12 protein-coding genes and 2 pseudogenes are annotated in these 15,084 nt (G+C 59.0%); 3 read left to right on the plus strand and 11 right to left on the minus strand.

The window, feature by feature from the left end:
• Window positions 1–242: 242 nt before the first annotated feature.
• A pseudogene (locus tag CKO36_RS20450) lies at window positions 243–335 on the plus strand (IS982 family transposase); the annotation flags it as partial.
• A gap of 120 nt (window positions 336–455) precedes the next feature.
• On the opposite strand, the gene CKO36_RS11680 reads toward CKO36_RS20450, so the two are convergent.
• The gene (locus CKO36_RS11680) at window positions 456–1,415 is read right to left on the minus strand and encodes a general secretion pathway protein GspB (RefSeq protein ID WP_200284240.1); all 960 of its coding nucleotides are present in this window, start codon (window positions 1,413–1,415) and stop codon (window positions 456–458) included.
• A gap of 14 nt (window positions 1,416–1,429) precedes the next feature.
• On the minus strand, window positions 1,430–3,289 hold the full coding sequence (locus tag CKO36_RS11685; RefSeq protein ID WP_200284241.1) for an AAA family ATPase: 1,860 nt from the start codon (window positions 3,287–3,289) through the stop codon (window positions 1,430–1,432).
• A gap of 188 nt (window positions 3,290–3,477) precedes the next feature.
• Here CKO36_RS11685 and mgtE point away from each other — a divergent pair, with 188 nt between their 5' ends.
• Window positions 3,478–4,920, plus strand: coding sequence for a magnesium transporter (gene mgtE / locus CKO36_RS11690; RefSeq protein ID WP_200284242.1), 1,443 nt, complete (start codon window positions 3,478–3,480; stop codon window positions 4,918–4,920).
• A 211-nt stretch (window positions 4,921–5,131) separates the two neighbouring features.
• Here mgtE and CKO36_RS11695 read toward each other — a convergent pair.
• The 9 genes and pseudogenes from CKO36_RS11695 to CKO36_RS11735 form a co-directional block, all read right to left on the minus strand.
• Window positions 5,132–5,835: pseudogene (locus CKO36_RS11695) on the minus strand (DUF3299 domain-containing protein).
• Window positions 5,813–7,072: an ABC transporter permease gene (locus CKO36_RS11700; RefSeq protein WP_200284263.1), complete on the minus strand. Its 1,260-nt coding sequence runs from the start codon at window positions 7,070–7,072 to the stop codon at window positions 5,813–5,815. Before CKO36_RS11700 ends, CKO36_RS11695 begins: the two are co-directional and overlap by 23 nt.
• A 3-nt stretch (window positions 7,073–7,075) precedes the next feature.
• A complete protein-coding gene (locus CKO36_RS11705; RefSeq protein WP_200284243.1) occupies window positions 7,076–7,783 on the minus strand; it encodes an ABC transporter ATP-binding protein in 708 nt (235 codons plus the stop codon).
• A gap of 20 nt (window positions 7,784–7,803) precedes the next feature.
• Window positions 7,804–8,469: a DUF2796 domain-containing protein gene (locus CKO36_RS11710; protein ID WP_200284244.1), complete on the minus strand. Its 666-nt coding sequence runs from the start codon at window positions 8,467–8,469 to the stop codon at window positions 7,804–7,806.
• 3 nt (window positions 8,470–8,472) lie between these two features.
• On the minus strand, window positions 8,473–8,919 hold the full coding sequence (locus CKO36_RS11715) for a Fur family transcriptional regulator (RefSeq protein ID WP_200284245.1): 447 nt from the start codon (window positions 8,917–8,919) through the stop codon (window positions 8,473–8,475).
• Between the two features lie 26 nt (window positions 8,920–8,945).
• Window positions 8,946–9,845 (minus strand): metal ABC transporter solute-binding protein, Zn/Mn family, encoded by a 900-nt coding sequence (locus CKO36_RS11720; RefSeq protein ID WP_338053468.1) that lies wholly within the window; start codon window positions 9,843–9,845, stop codon window positions 8,946–8,948.
• Window positions 9,846–9,931: 86 nt separating this feature from the next.
• A complete protein-coding gene (locus CKO36_RS11725; RefSeq protein ID WP_200284246.1) occupies window positions 9,932–10,525 on the minus strand; it encodes a toll/interleukin-1 receptor domain-containing protein in 594 nt (197 codons plus the stop codon).
• Window positions 10,526–10,673: 148 nt separating this feature from the next.
• A complete protein-coding gene (locus tag CKO36_RS11730) occupies window positions 10,674–12,809 on the minus strand; it encodes a TonB-dependent receptor (RefSeq protein WP_200284247.1) in 2,136 nt (711 codons plus the stop codon).
• Between the two features lie 527 nt (window positions 12,810–13,336).
• The gene (locus tag CKO36_RS11735) at window positions 13,337–13,603 is read right to left on the minus strand and encodes a hypothetical protein (protein WP_338053469.1); all 267 of its coding nucleotides are present in this window, start codon (window positions 13,601–13,603) and stop codon (window positions 13,337–13,339) included.
• A 180-nt stretch (window positions 13,604–13,783) separates the two neighbouring features.
• Here CKO36_RS11735 and CKO36_RS11740 point away from each other — a divergent pair, with 180 nt between their 5' ends.
• Complete coding sequence (locus CKO36_RS11740; RefSeq protein WP_200284249.1) at window positions 13,784–15,082, plus strand: dicarboxylate/amino acid:cation symporter; 1,299 nt, start codon at window positions 13,784–13,786, stop codon at window positions 15,080–15,082.
• The last annotated feature ends 2 nt before the right edge of the window (window positions 15,083–15,084 follow it).

Genomic DNA, 15,084 nt, shown 5'->3' on the forward strand with positions numbered 1-15,084 from the left:
TGGGCAACGTCGAGGCGCGCAGCTCCGCACGAACGGCCGGGGTGGTGCGGGCGTTTTTATGAAGTCGAACCTGCATCGTTCATGCCTCCATGGTCTGATCGTCGCTGGTTGCTGGTCGAGATAGGGGTCGTTCAGCCTCTAGGCAATCCGCCTTGAGCTCGGCGATAAGTGCTTCAAGAACTGCTCGAGCGAGGAACAAAGGATGGCTCCTCTTTGGCAAATAATCACACGGGACGGGACAGCTACCCAAGCATATCCACAGCGTGACCGCTGCCGGTTTTGAACTCAAGACAGCATTCTTTATCCTGGCCTGTAGCCTCAATTTCCTTTTCTGAATCAGCCAAGGTGGCAACTTGGGTTATGTAAAGTCAGGTATTCGGAGCAGCGCTTCCTCGGTTCAACCCGGTCCTGCATGAGTTCTCAGTTCTCAGCCTAGCCCCTTATCCAGGTCTCTTTTAACGCCGCTCGAAGAACAACTCGCCCTCAAAGCTCAGGATCACTCCAGCCTGGGTGATTTCCTCAACTTTCAACCCTTCGGGCGTGACATCCTGTTCGAATATTTTGCTGCCATTGATATAGACAAACCGCTTGGCGCTGGCGCTGTTGTAGACATGCACTGACAGGCTGTAAGGCGGTAGCTTCTGGCGTAAGGCCGGCGATGGTCCGCTGGTGATTGAGGGAGGTACGGCGCTTGACTCCTCTGGCCCCGGAGCAATGGCTGCTTCGGGTGGGAGAATCGGCTTGACTGGAACTGGGGGGCTGGGCGTGAGTTTGGCAGTGACTTCAGACTGATCCGGCGCGGCGGCTGGCTTGGGCTTTGGAGCGGCTGCCGCGCCACCGCGTTGCTTAACCGACTGCTTGAAGGCTTCGATTTCGGCTTTCAGATCCTCGGGGACCGGCACTCGTTGAGGAACTTCCGCTGGTGCTGGCATGGGTGGCGGCGCGATGTCAGGCGGTGGTGGATAGGCATCACCAAGCACGGCGCGGCGGATTTCTTCAGCCCCTCTTGGCAATGGACGCCCCTGAGGATCAGGCGCCGGAACGACGAGAATATTGGGCTCGTCGTTGGAAGACTTCGCCGCTTGCGAAGCTGGTGCTGGTGCTGGTGGCTGTGATGGCGGCGCGAGCTGTACGGCCGCATTGGCATAATTGGCGGCACTGTTGGCAACACTAGCATTAGGAGAGGCAGTGGCTATCGCTGGTGGCGGTTCTGGTGCCGGTGAGGCACTGGAGCGCAGCACGGCATAGAGCGCGACCAGCAAAGCTAAGGCGGCCAGTACGGCGGTGCCGATCAGCCAGGGGTGCGGCGGCTCCCGGTCCGGGATCTGTTCAATCCAATGTTCCTCCAGTCGCGGCGCTCGGCCAAGTTCTCGCTGCTGCTGGGATTTTTTTAGGGCTTCAAGAATATAGGACATGACCGCTCACCGGCTCACGGCTGCTCAGGAGATGAGGGTGTCAGCACATTCGCGAGCAAAATCAGCGTCTGCGGCCCGGCAATCCCATCGACTTCCAAACCCTGCTCAGACTGAAAGGCGCGCACCTGTGTCATCAGGGTCTGATCATAGGCATCGCCATCCGGCAACAGCGGATCGCCAGCCGGCCAGGCGCGCAACTGTGCGCGCAGCCAGCGGATGCTTGCGGGCGTGGCTGTACGACCAATGACCCGCTCCCCAGTCGGCGGCAGCCGCCACAGCAGCCGATAGTCGCCCGACCAGCGTTGATCGAGATCTGCAATCAGCACAGCCAGTGGCGCCCTGCCCTCGCCAGCATCGATCAGCGCATATTCTTCATTCAATCCCCGCAGCACCACCTCTCCCTGGCGACCGTCCGCCAGCGTCAGTTGCAGCGCAGCTGGTCGATCGAAGCGTCGCAGGTTGCTCCAGCGCCCGTTATCATGCTCGCAGGCCAGCCCGACCTGGTCCTCTAAGGTCGCGCACTTGAGTTCGGTCCCCGTTTCCGCTTCTGCCTCCGCATGGGTTGGCCATGGCTGATCCCAGAGGCGCAGCAATGTTTCGAGCGTAGCTTGCGGGTTATGCAACAAAGCGCCGAGCGAGGCGGATTCGCCATGCGGAGTCGCAATGACCTCCGGCGTAACGGGCAGCAGTGTTGGATACCCGACCGACTGGGCGCGCACCGCTGCGATCTGGCCGGTGGCCTCGGTGGTCTCGATTAATGCCTGTTGATCCGGCATGGCATCCTGGGTGGATGTTGCTGCTGCAGCAGCACTGGTCTGGGAGCCGGGAGCAGGCTTGCCTGATGGTGCTGATGTCGGCGATTGGTCTGAGGGGTTGTCCGCCATCCTGGCAGTGTGCGCATCGCCACCCTCCTCCACCGGTGACTGGGCAGCGGACGCCGGTGTCTGAGTCGCGGGCCATGGCAGCAGACCCGAGCCACCGATCCAGATTCCCACTGCCGCCGCCAGCACGGCAGTTAGCGCCATACCGAGCCAGGCCGGGCGTTGCGGCCAGGGCTGCGACAGATCCCTGCCACGCACCTCGCGCGCGGCCTGATCGACAATGGTCGCATTGGCTTGCAGTCGATGACTGACTGCCGTGCCAAGCAGTGCGCGATCACAAATTAAGTTGATCAACCGCGGCACACCACCGGAATGGCGGTGCACATGGCGCACGGCCGCACGCGAGAACAGCGGTCGGTCAACCCCGGCAATCGCCAGTCGGTGGCGGATATAAGCACCCGTCTCCGCTTTGGACAGCGGCGACAGGTGAAAGCGTGCCGTGATACGCTGATTGAGCTGGCGCAGTTCTTCGGAGGCCAGCAACGTGCGCAATTCGGGCTGTCCGACCAGAAAAATCTGCAACAATTTATGCTTGGGGGTTTCCAGGTTGGTCAGCAGCCGCACCTGCTCCAGCACGGCGGGGCGCAAATTCTGAGCTTCGTCGATAATCAGCACCGGGCGGCGCCCTTTGGCATGGCACTCCAGCAAGTAGGTGTTGAGCAGGTCAATCAGCCGCTTGGTCGAGCGCTCATGGGGCGGCACCTGCACGCCAAATTCATCACAAACCGCCGCGATGAGTTCCAGGCCGGTCAGCGCTGGATTCAGCACCAAACCGACCTCGACACCGTCGGGCAGTTGCTCCAGAAAGGCCCGGCACACGGTCGTTTTGCCGGTTCCAACCTCGCCCGTAAGTAACACAAAGCCGCCGGTTTCGCTGGCGCCATAGAGCAGATGTGCGAGCGCCTCGCGGTGCTGTTCGCTCAGGAACAGATAGCGGGGATCCGGGGTAATGGAAAAACTGGGCTCGAACAGGCCGAAATACTTCGGATACACAGGATTTACTCAGAACAACAGAACCAACCACAGCCCCCGGCCCTGCTGTGGACTGCATGCCGGGTCACTTCAGGCCAAGCCATCCGCAGGGTCGAGCGGTCTGGAACAACTATAAAGCATAGACGAAGATAACGGCTTAACATTCACCTTACAGCCTAACAGCCAACAGTTTTATCAGGATTTGCTGCATGCCCAATCAACCGAGCACTACGACTACCTCCAGCGCGCGCCCTCAAGCACTGCCGTTGCGCTGGACGCATTCGGAAGCCCGCGAGCTGTCGCTGGAAAACAAAACAGTGATCAAGCAAATTGGCAAACTGATCAAGGCCGATGAGCGGGATCAGGTGCGGGCCATCCTGCGCCGCTGGCGCCCGCGCGATGTCGTCGAGCTCATGGTGCATTTGCCACTCAAGCGCGCACGCAAGCTGTTTTTATATCTGCCTTCCGGAGCGGCGGCCAAGGTGGTGGCCGAGCTGAACGACGATTTTCGCGCCGCCCTGCTGGAAGATGCCACCATTGATCGGCTGGTGGAGATTCTCGACTCCCTGGATCCGGAAACCAGCGCCGATGCGCTGGAGGAACTGCCCGAAGAGGTGCAGGAGCGCCTGCTGCCACAGCTCAACCGCGCCAATGAGATTCTTGAGATCAAAACCTATCAGGAAGAATCCGCTGGCAGCATCATGACGCGCAAACTGGTCGCGGTGCCGCCTGACTGGACGCTGGAGCAGGTGGTGTCCGAAGTACGCCGCAATGCCAGTGTGATCAAAAAAATCTCGGTGGTCTATGTGGTGGATCAGCGCCGCCGCCTGCTGGGCTATCTCAAGCTGCGCGATCTGCTGCTCAGCCCCAAGGAACGGCGCGCCGCTGAGGTAATGCGTTCCGACCCCATAGCGGTCAGCTCCGACATGGATCAGGAAGAAGTGGTGCGCATTACCAACACCCATGCACTGACCTCGGTCCCGGTCATTGATACTGACAGGCGTCTGCTGGGGCGCATCACCTCCGACGGACTCCAGCGCGTCACCCGCGACGAGGCCGAGGAAGACGCCCATCTGATGAGCGGTCTGTCGCCCGAAGCGCGGCCCGATGCGCCAGTGCTCAGCATTGTCAAGACCCGCTTGCCCTGGCTGCTGGCCGGTTTGATCGGTGCCACCCTGTCCGGCTCCATCGTCGGTTCCTACGAGAACGAAATTGCGGCGGCGGCTATTCTTGCCAGTTTCATTCCCATTGTCATGTCCATGGCTGGCAATGCCGGGATTCAGGCTGCCACCGTCGCTATTCAGGGCATTGCGACTGGCACCCTCTGGATTGGCGACCTGCCCTGGCGTCTGGGGCGCGAACTGCTCGGTGCCGCCATCAATGGGTTCACGGCAGCCAGTGTTTTGGCTGTGGTGGTCTTCGGGCTCAGCTTCTTCATCGAGTTGGCCGCTCCGTTGCAACTGGCCGTTACCGCTGGTATTGCGCTGTTCTGCGTCACCATCCTGGCCGTCGTGATAGGCGCCTCGGTGCCAATGCTCCTGAAGCATTTTGGCATCGACCCAGCCATGGCCACCGGCATTTTCATTACCACCGGCAACGACATTCTCGCTGTCCTGGTGTTCTTTTTGATCGCGACTCAGCTGTATCTCTAGCCTGGCGGCGGGTGGATGGGGTTGGCACCACATTGCCCTGCCCTTGCTGCCAACGCAGGCGCAGGAGCTGATTGCACTGGCTGAACAGGCGCCCTATGGGCGTGGGACCGAGACTCTTTCGGCAGCGCGAAGGGGATGCTGAGCATCTGCGCATCCTGCTTGGGTGACAGCGTTTCATCTCGAAGCGATGCGTCTAGCGCATCCGGCCATCTTATTGATAAGGCGCTTGATAGGGCGCGAGGGCTAACGCCTCAAGGCGATAGCCGGCATTGGCCATCTCGCTGGAGAAATGGTCGATCCGCAACACTCCAGTCACCCAGACCATATCGAACAGGCTGGCGTGATAGGTTTTGCCCTCGGGCAGGATGACGTGAACAATTTGGTTTGCCGGGGGGGGGGCACATGGATGCAGGCGCCGTAATAGGGGACGAGTAGGAATTCACTCAGTTCATCAAAATCGAATTCTAACGGTACCACGAAGCCGGGCAGCTTCACTCGCTGGCCATCGAGCGCTTCCACCAGGGGGGCTTCTTCCCACAACGCCTTGATCTTATCCATGATGAGTCCGGCACGCGGATCCTCATCCCCAATTGCATCCAGGCTTTCCCCATCTGCGGTGAGGTTTTCTAGCAACTGCTCAGGGCGCCAATCGGCTGGGATCAGGGCGCTCCAATCAAGCTCAGCGACCTCATCCAGATCCGGTGCATCGGTGAAATTGACTCGCGCAACGCTCGAGGGTGCTGCCGTGTTCGATGTGGCGGACAGATTGGTTGAGGCTGATTCAGGCGGTGAACCAGCGTCACAGGCGCTTAGCAACAAGAGCGGCAAGAGCAGCAGGAGGCCGGCTGTGGCCATACCAAAACGGGTAGTTGTTGCCCTCATATTCATATTGCTAGAGTCGCACTGACAATCCATCGGCCAAGGATAAGCGATAGGCGCGATAGCTGGGGAGGCTGCCCACGGCAAAACCTGCAGTGATCACGGCGCTAAGCAGCCTCCATTCGCCGCTGGTTGGCGCATGAATGGGCACGAAGATCCCGAAGCGGCTGGCGATGACGGGCTGTGCAAGGATCAGCACCAAATAGAGCAGTGCCAGGCCTGCCACAACGCCGAGCAGTGTTAAAAAGCCCGCTTCGCCGATGATCAGTGCGAAGACATGCCAGGGACGCGCGCCGACTGAGCGCAGAATGGCCATCTCGCGGCGGCGTTCATTCAGACTAGTCAAGAGCGCAGTCAGCATGCCAAAGAGTCCGACCACAACCACAAAGGCTGAGACGATTAGCAAAGCATTCTCAGCCACGGCGATCAGATTCCACAGCTGGCTGAGTGCGACGCCAGGCAGGATGGCCAGCAGAGGTTCCTGTGGATAGTCATTGATGAAGCGCTGAACCCGGAAGGTGGCGACCTTGGAGTCCAAGCCTACCAGGGCCGCAGTAATCGCTTGGGGCGTTAAGTCCATCGTCCGTGCCTGGTCAGCCGAGACGGACAGGCCGGGAAGAGGTGCACCGCTGTGCCAGTCGATATGAATGGCTTCAATGGCTTCCAGGCTAACATGCACGGTTCGATCGACAGGCGTGCCGGTGCGCGCCAGGATGCCGACCACGCGAAACGGCTTATCGTCGTGCATGGCGAAACTGACCTGACCAGCGCCATGGGCAATGATGATGGCGTCGCCAAGCTGGTAGCCGAGTGCATCCGCGACCTCGGCACCGAGTACGGCGTCATAGAGATCGCTGAATGGCTGACCATCGGCCATGACCAGCGGGCGATTGCGTCCGTAACGATAGTGCTCGAAGTAGGCCAGGCTGGTTCCCAGCACACGAAAACCGCGATGGGAATCACCGAGCGAGAGGGGCACAGTCCAAGCGACCTGGGGATGTGCAACGATGTCCTGATAGCTCGACCAGGAGATGTTATTGGTTGCATCCCCCATACGAAACACCGCGTACAGCAGCAGCTGCACCGGGCCGCTGCGCGCACCAACGATCAGGTCGGTATCCGACAAGGTGTTGGTAAAGCTCGCGCGTGCCTCAGTGCGCAGCCGCTCAACACCGACCAACAGGGTGACACTGAGCGCAATGGACAGAACCGTCAGCAACGCCGTGAAGCGCCGATTCCACAGGCTTTTCCATGCCAGGGACAGGATAGCCATCATTCAGTCCAGCTCCTTCTCCTTGGCAGCGGCATTGACTGCGGCCAAATCCAGGGTGCGGTCAAACAGCGACTCCAGAGCGGCATCATGGCTGACGCAGACCAGCGCCGCACCGGAGTCGCGGCATTCGTCGAACAGCAGCCGCATGAAGGACTCGCGGCGATCCGCATCCAGCGCCGAGGTCGGTTCATCGGCAATCAGCACCTCGGGCGCGCCCATCAGCGCGCGGGCGGCTGCCACCCGTTGCTGCTGCCCTACGCTGAGCGTCGTGACAGCCCGCCGCTGAAGATCGGGAGCATTCATGTCGAGCTGTTGCAACAGGCGCCGGGCTTCCGCCTCCAGGCTTCGGCTGCGCGCCCGCGCCTTGGCGCGCCGCCGGGCCGAAAAACGACATGGCAGGGTGACATTGTCGAGCACCGAGAGATAGGGAATCAGGTTGAACATCTGAAAGATATAGCCGATGTGATGGGCGCGCACATGATCCCGCTCAACCCGACCGAGTTGCTCCAGGGGCTGGCCCATGACACGGACTGATCCAGCCGTGGCGGTGGTTACACCAGAGATCAAACTCAACAGCGTACTTTTGCCGCTACCGCTGGGACCCTTGATGAATAAGCGCTCGCCTGGGGCGACGGTTAAGGCCTTGATGGTCAGGCCCCAGGGCGCGTGAGGCTGCCAGCGGAATGTCAGCTCCCTGATCTCAATGACCAATGCGCTGAGCTCCCAGGCGTTCAGAACTTGACCACATGATCCTGGGCCGTCAACTCGGTGGCTCCCTGGGTACGCTCGGTGATGTACTGAACCTTGATCTCCTCCATACCGGAAAAGGTCCCGAACAGCTCGACGCTTAACTGTGTCAGCTGCTCTGGAGTCCCGCACTCAAAGCGGTAGGTAGCGGTGATGTCTGCGTGGGTTTCGCCTGCATGCTCGTGCTCGTGCTCATGATCAGGCGCCTCATCGAGTAACTCGGAGGTGACAGTCGCCGCTTGCATATGGCAAGCCGCTGCCGCATTGAATTTAAAGAGGCTGTCGCCGTCTTTCAGCCTGGCAACGGCTTGGTCAAGGGTCGCGTGCTGTTCTTCAGACGCGGGGGCATGCTCGAAGCCGACGATGTTGGCAGCTGGGCTATGAAGCTCAAGCTGCATCTCCTGGCCGTCGAGTGCCAGGTTCAAGGCGGCGATGCCGTGAACATGGGTGCCATGCTGGCGATGCTCAATCTCCTGTTCATGCTGAGGTTCATGCTCATGTTGATGCGCATTTTCTGCACACACTCCAGCGCTGATGAGCATCAATGGCGTAGCTAAAGCGCCGGCTAGCAGGCGTTGACGGGCGCGCACGGGAAGCCGGGTAGCCGCCGCCTGAGAGGGGGATGGTAACGGGTTCAAAATCAGTAACATTCTTCAGTCTCTGTTTTGTTTGGCGCAGCACTGGGCGCAGGTTCCTAATACTTCAACGATTGGTCGTTTGGCTTGAAAGCCAAGGGCTTGGCCCGCCGCTTGCAAGCTCGCAGCTACGCTGGCATCTTCGACTTCAGTCACCTCGCCGCAGCCATCACAGATCAAGAATTGACTGGCGTGCGGATGATCCGGATGCGTGCAGCCGATGTAGGCGTGCAGGCTTTCGAGCTTGTGTGCCAACCCTTGTTCGAGCAGAAAATCCAAGGCTCGATAGACGGTTGGCGGTGCGGGATTCTTCACCACGGTGCGCATGCACTCCAGCAGCTCGTAAGCGCTCATTGGCTTGTTTGCCGCGCAGAGCAAGCGCAGCACGGTCTTACGCTGTTCGGTCAGACGCAGACCCCGCTCGCGACACAGGGCCTCAGCGTGTTCCAATGCTTGATTTACCATGGCACCACTTTGCGACTTCGTCACTTCTAAGGCGCAAGCGCTTGCGCAAACTCACGGCCGACCCGGCGCAGATTACCGACATAGTCGACGGCCAGTGGATCGACAGCAATCACAGCGCCGTTGATATTTTGTGCCACTTCGCGTGCTTGACGCTGGTCAAACTGCGGCTGCACGAAAATCACCCTGATCCCATCCTCTTTTGCCTGTTCAATCAGCGCGGCCAGCGCCCGGGCTCCGGGCTCCTTGCCTTCGCGCTCAATTGGCACCTGTGTCAGCCCGTAGGTGTCGGCGAAGTAGCCCCACGCCGGATGAAATACCATGAACTTGCGGTTAGGCAGCGGATCAAGCTGCGCATGCAATTCCTGATCAAGGGCCTGCAACTCGGCTACGAAGGCTGCATGATTGCGGGTGAATTCCTCCGCATGGGCAGGATCCAGTTCCGTGAGCGTCTCGCGAATGACGCCGGCAATCTGTATAACCAGCGGGGGACTGGTCCATACATGCGGATCCTGTTCATGTTCATCATGCCCATCATGTTCATGTTCATGTTCATCATGCTGGTGGTCATCATGTGCATGTTCATCATGCGTATGTGCCTCCAGCTGGCGCAAGGCGATGCCTTCACGGGCATCTATCACCTGCATCTTAGGGTTGGCGGATCGAATCCGCTCCATCCAGGCCTGTTCGAAGGGCACACCGATGCGTACATAGAGTTCCGCTTCCGCCAAGGCCGCGATCTGTTGGGGCGTCGGCTCGTAAGTGGCCGGGTTGAATCCCGGACGCACCATAACTCGCGCATCCACCTGATCCCCGCCAATCGTTTGGATAAAGGTTTGGACGGGAACCACGCTGGCAAATACGCGCAGCGGCTCAGCGAAACCCAGCGTCGGAAGCATCACTAGCAACAGCGGCAGCAGTAACAACATTGTTCGCGCCAGGGCATGCTGGATCCTGAGTGGAGGGTGTTGGGGGTGAGTGATCATGGAACGTACCTCGGGTATTGAGTGTGGCATCACGACGGACTCGGTTCGCGGCGCGTGCGCAGGGCTTCTCTCAGGCTCAGGTAGCCATCATCAAACGACAGCCGGAAATCCGCAGCTTTGATGATCTTAAGGGCTTCGGGAACTTCTACATTGTCAAGCAGCACCGGAAAGATCCGTTTATTCTTTTGTACGGCATTGGCGATGGCTTCATCCATCCGCTGTGCGGCAACGCTATGCTTCGATACCACGAAAATGATGTCGCTACTGCTGTTAAACAGCTGCTTGAATTTTTCCTCGATATTGTCACCAACCTGGACTTCCTGCTTGTCCCACAGAACCCGGATAGGCGCTATTTTCAAGGCATCGTAGAGTTTGGAGACAAAAGGCGCATCCTGACCATCATAAAGAATAAAAATCCTGCGTAGGTCATCGGTCCGCAATATCGTGATACTGTAACCAAGCAGCATCAAGGCAACCAGGCCGGCTAATGTATAGAGCACCAGCTTAAGAGCTGCCAGATAGTCGGCCCCACCAAGTAACACCAGCGCCAAATAGAACACCATCATCAACCCTAGGAGGACGGTGACTATTTCCGCCCCTAACAATTTTCCCTGCTTTTTCATCGCGTTCAGCGCCCCTCAGGCTTTAAACTCAAGACTCTCCAGAGTCAAGACCATCACATCTCAGACTTGTAACAGTCTATCCTGATTCAACCCTGAAGGTGTCATGCAGGCCAGATGTCATGCTCACCGGGGCGCATCCCTGGGGTCGTCAGCCACCCAGAGGTAGGCTCAGGCTCAGACGAATATCCCGTCCTGGACTGAGCGCATAGCCTTTGTAGGTATCGAGAAAGTCTCGGTATTCGGTATCGAACAGATTGCGCACCGCCAGATCAATGCGCGCATCTTCACGCCCCAAGCCCGGCAGAGCAAAGCCCAGATCGAGATCCAGCAGAGTGTAGGCATCCGTCGAGGCGGTGCCAAAGGGCATAGTATCGAACTGCGCGAAAGGCTCGCCCGGTGCGGCATCCTTGGCGGCGCTGTGGCGCAGGCCGAGGGTGATGTAAGGCTCGCGCAGCAGGCCATAATCAGCCAAGCGATAGGTCGCTTCCAGGCGCAGAGAATCGGCCGGCAACAGCGGCAAATCCTCATCGGTGCGGTCATTGGTGCCGCGTACCAGATCCAGCACGCCAGAGAATTCCAACTGATCCGTGGCCTGCCAGCGCGCTTCCAGCTCCAGGCCGTTCAACAGGGCATCGTCCTGCTGATAGGCAAAAATCGGCAGGCCGCCTTCGGATTGGCCGGTGTCCTGCAAATAGATATAGTCACTGATGGCATTGCGATAGACAGTCGCGCTGCCACTCAGACGCGGGAGCTGCCAACGCAGGCCGACATCGAGGTTAAGCGATGTTTCCGGGTCGAGATCCGGGTTGCCTACCTGAATGGCCGCCACCCCACCATGCACCCCATCGGCATAGAGCTCGAACAGGGTGGGTGCGCGAAAACCCCGCCCGAGATTGCCCGCCAGCGCCAAGCCTTCGGTAAGCCGGTAGACCGCTCCCAGAGAGCCGGTGAAGACAGCATAGTCGTGGCTGTCGCGCCCGGAGCCTGTGTCCAAAAAAGCGACTGGCGCGCTGGTCTTACCGGCATCACCGGTGACCGAGTGCCAGTCATGGCGCAGTCCGGCTTGCAGGGTCAAATCGCCGATGTCTTTGCTCTCAAAGGCAAAGAGCGCCAGATTGGTGACTTCACCACCAGGCACCAACACCGTGGTGCCGCGTGAGTATTGGGTTTTGCTGGCGTATTCAATCCCCAGGGTGCCACCATCGAAGAAGCCAAGGTGCTCATGAACAGCTTCAAGCCGCGCAGTGTAGAGGTCGAATTCCAAGTTGATCGTGCCATCATAGCCACCGGCGCGGGCATCACCGGGTGCATTGGCGCGGCGCAAGTTGTTCTGCCAGGACAGGGTCGGTTTAAGCTGCCAGCCGCCACTCAGTGCCATATCCCCAGTAAACTGGAGCTGATCATTGCGCAGCCACAGGCCGATGCCCTGGCCAGTAGGCAGCAGAAAGTTGTTCTCATCATTCCATTGGGTATAGCGCAGGCCAAATTCGCCGAAATCGGTCAGCACGCCCAAGCCGAACTGGGCATTGAGCTGGTCAAAATCCGTATAGGGCAACTCGCCGGTGAATTTGGGGTCGCTGGGGTTGCCGGATTCAGCGGCGGTGTCGGCATTGGGGGTGTTCAGATAACCGCCGGAGCGTCGCATCAGCCCCGCGTTCAGGCTGACGCTGTCATTGCCGCCACGCGCCTTTACCCCGGCATCCCATTGGGCGTTATTGCTGTGATAAACGAACAGGGTATCGGCCTCGGCCAAAGTCTCGCCCGGTGCGGCAAACTCGAAGGCGGGCGCCTGCACATCCACCGCTCCGCCCAGTGCCCCCGAGCCATAAAGCAGACTGGAGGCTCCGCGCACCACCTCGATGCGCCCAGCGAGGAAGGGGTCGATATTGGGCGGATGGCGCTCGCCGTACTGCTGATAATCCACGCCAATTCCGTTGGAGAGGATCTGTATCTGATTGCCGCTCAGGCCGCGAATCACCGGCTTGCCGACTTGGTTGCCGGTGTTGATGGCTGAGACACCCGGCAGCGCATCCAGAGTTTCGCCCAAGGTAAAGCGCTCGCGCTCGCGTAGTTGCTCGCCGCTCAGCACCACGACATTGGCGGCTTGCAACAGGGGGTCGCCAGGCACCGGGACACCAGCCGTGACTTCAATGGCGTCAAGCTCAATAGGGATAACCAGTGCAGCGGCCTCCGGCGATGCGGTTTCAGCAACGGCGGCGGTGCTGCTAATGAACAGAGCGCTGATCACGGTGCTGAACGGGCGATAGGACGGGAGTAGCTGCATGGTTGTTTTCCTACAAAGTGTACTGATTGAGCTGAAATCATTGCAAAATCAGTGCATACAACAAAATAATATAAACGTTATATCATAACTTTTACCTGCCGATCTGACAATCTGCTGAACCGAAAGCCCCCACCACAGAACCGGTCACCGAGGTTCAGCCCCCTATAGTGACGGTGGTCCCGTGCTGATGGTGTTGGCAGTTTTGTCGGTAGTTGCACTCACCCTGATGCTGGTGAAACTCTGGCAGTTCCAGCGGTTGCATCTATACTGGGCGCGCGCGAGCCGGTGGTGACAGCCCTGCGACTCTGGTCACAACGTCAGTCAGCGGCTGGGGAGTGGGTGGTAGTGGAGTTGCTGCGCAGCCAGGCAAGGAGAGCCAGCACATGAAGTGCACAAAAAAAGACAGGGCGGTTCGGGGTCGCCAGGCGTTTCGAGCGCAAGCGACTACAGTTAAGCTCGCACGCGCACGTGCGCAGCGCAGTTACCTCAATGCGCTGGATATCGAGGCAATCGCCGGATCCCCTACCCTACCAAGGTTTGTAGGCCAGCCCCGGAATGCTCCGCTCGTCGAGTTGCTCCGGCAAATCCATGATCAGTGCAAGCAGTTCATCGCGGTTGACATAGCGTCCATAGGACGCTTTTGCCGCCTCCAACGGAACTTCAACATAGTAGCGCGACTGCTCCGGCTCGGGCAGAATTTGCAACACTCGATCATCGGCATCAAGAATTCCCAGATAATCGTCGGGCGAGTTCAGCCGTCCGATCATCTGTTCGCAAATCTGCTTCGGACTCATCGCGACTGCACTGTTTGACGAGACACAGTCGCCTGAGCGGTTGATCAAATAGAAAACACGCAAACCCATGATTCTAACTGCCAAAAAGCGCCGCCTAGGGTGGCAGCAATACCGATGCCAAGAAGGCTCAAGCCTTCATGGTAGCATCAGTTCATACAGAACAGCACAGCGGAGAACAGTATGTCGGTCATGAAACTCAAGCTTCATTGGCAAATTCTCATCGGCCTCGCCCTCGGCGTGCTGATTGGTCTGCTGAGCGGCGAACAGGCGGCCCTGTTCGGGGTTCAGCTGTATGCGATCTTTACCTTCGTCGGCGCACTCTTTTTGAATGCGCTGAAAATGCTGGTGGTACCCCTGATCGTCTCCTCAATTATCATCGGCATCGCCGGCATTGGTCAGTCGGATGCGCTCGGGCGTTTGGGGCTGAAAACCCTTGGCTACTATGTTTTAACCAGCTTTCTTGCCGTGGTGGTGGGGCTCACGGTGGTCAATCTGATCCAGCCCGGGGTCATCAATGGCAGCGCCGCCGATGTCTTTGGTCTGCAAGCCGACAGTGGCGCGCTAGCCGAGCAGTTTGCCGACAAGGGCACCAGCGATATTGTCGAAATCTTCCTACGCATGATCCCGATCAATATCGTCGCCGCCGCCAGCGCTGGCCAGATGCTGGGCTTGATCTTTTTCAGCCTGCTGTATGGGTTCTTCATGGCCCGCATTGAGACACCCTATCGTGAGGCGCAGTTTAATTTCTTCAACGGCATATTTCAGGTGATGATTCGCATCACTGATTTGGTGATGAAGTTCGCGCCCATCGGTGTCTTTGCCCTGGTGGCCAAGACGGTGGCCAGCACCGGGCTTGAGGCCTTTATTCCCATGGCCAAGTTCTTCCTGACGGTGGTGCTGGCGCTGGGTATTCATTTTTTTATCACCCTGCCCTTGCTGCTGCGCTTTCTGGGAGGCGTCAGTCCCCTGCGGCACTATCGGGCGGTTAGCACCGCACAGCTCACCGCCTTTTCCACCGCCTCATCCTCATCCACGCTGCCCATCACCATGGAATGCATCGAGAAAAACGCCGGGGTGTCCAATCGCACCAGCAGCTTTGTACTGCCACTCGGGGCGACGGTGAATATGGACGGTACCGCGCTCTATGAATGCGTGGTGGTGCTCTTTATCGCCCAAGCCTACGGCATTGATATGAGCCTGATGACGCAGCTGACCGTGGTGCTGTTGGCACTCACCACCTCCATCGGCGTAGCGGGCATTCCGGCGGCTAGCCTGGTGGCCATTGCAATCATTCTGTCCGCTGTTGGTCTGCCGCTCGAAGGCATCGGACTGGTGCTGGCAGTCGATCGGCTGCTCGATATGATGCGCACCACGGTGAATGTCACCAGCGACTCCTGTGGCGCGGTGATTATTGCCAAGTCGGAGGGTGAACAGGGGATTCTTGAAGATGCTCCGCAGAGCAACGCCAGCCTGGCCTAATG

It is taken from the genome of Rhabdochromatium marinum (assembly GCF_016583795.1).
In the GTDB taxonomy this organism is placed as follows: Bacteria; Pseudomonadota; Gammaproteobacteria; order Chromatiales; family Chromatiaceae; genus Rhabdochromatium; species Rhabdochromatium marinum.

Bases quoted from the DNA above. Each gene is read 5' to 3' on its own strand.
- CKO36_RS11680 (WP_200284240.1), bottom strand. From the start codon at position 1,415: ATGTCCTATATTCTTGAAGCCCTAAAAAAATCCCAGCAGCAGCGAGAA.
- mgtE (WP_200284242.1), top strand. From the start codon at position 3,478: ATGCCCAATCAACCGAGCACTACGACTACCTCCAGCGCGCGCCCTCAA.
- CKO36_RS11700 (WP_200284263.1), bottom strand. From the start codon at position 7,072: ATGGCTATCCTGTCCCTGGCATGGAAAAGCCTGTGGAATCGGCGCTTC.
- CKO36_RS11710 (WP_200284244.1), bottom strand. From the start codon at position 8,469: ATGTTACTGATTTTGAACCCGTTACCATCCCCCTCTCAGGCGGCGGCT.
- CKO36_RS11715 (WP_200284245.1), bottom strand. From the start codon at position 8,919: ATGGTAAATCAAGCATTGGAACACGCTGAGGCCCTGTGTCGCGAGCGG.
- CKO36_RS11720 (WP_338053468.1), bottom strand. From the start codon at position 9,845: ATGTTGTTACTGCTGCCGCTGTTGCTAGTGATGCTTCCGACGCTGGGT.
- CKO36_RS11725 (WP_200284246.1), bottom strand. From the start codon at position 10,525: ATGAAAAAGCAGGGAAAATTGTTAGGGGCGGAAATAGTCACCGTCCTC.
- CKO36_RS11730 (WP_200284247.1), bottom strand. From the start codon at position 12,809: ATGCAGCTACTCCCGTCCTATCGCCCGTTCAGCACCGTGATCAGCGCT.
- CKO36_RS11735 (WP_338053469.1), bottom strand. From the start codon at position 13,603: ATGAGTCCGAAGCAGATTTGCGAACAGATGATCGGACGGCTGAACTCG.
- CKO36_RS11740 (WP_200284249.1), top strand. From the start codon at position 13,784: ATGTCGGTCATGAAACTCAAGCTTCATTGGCAAATTCTCATCGGCCTC.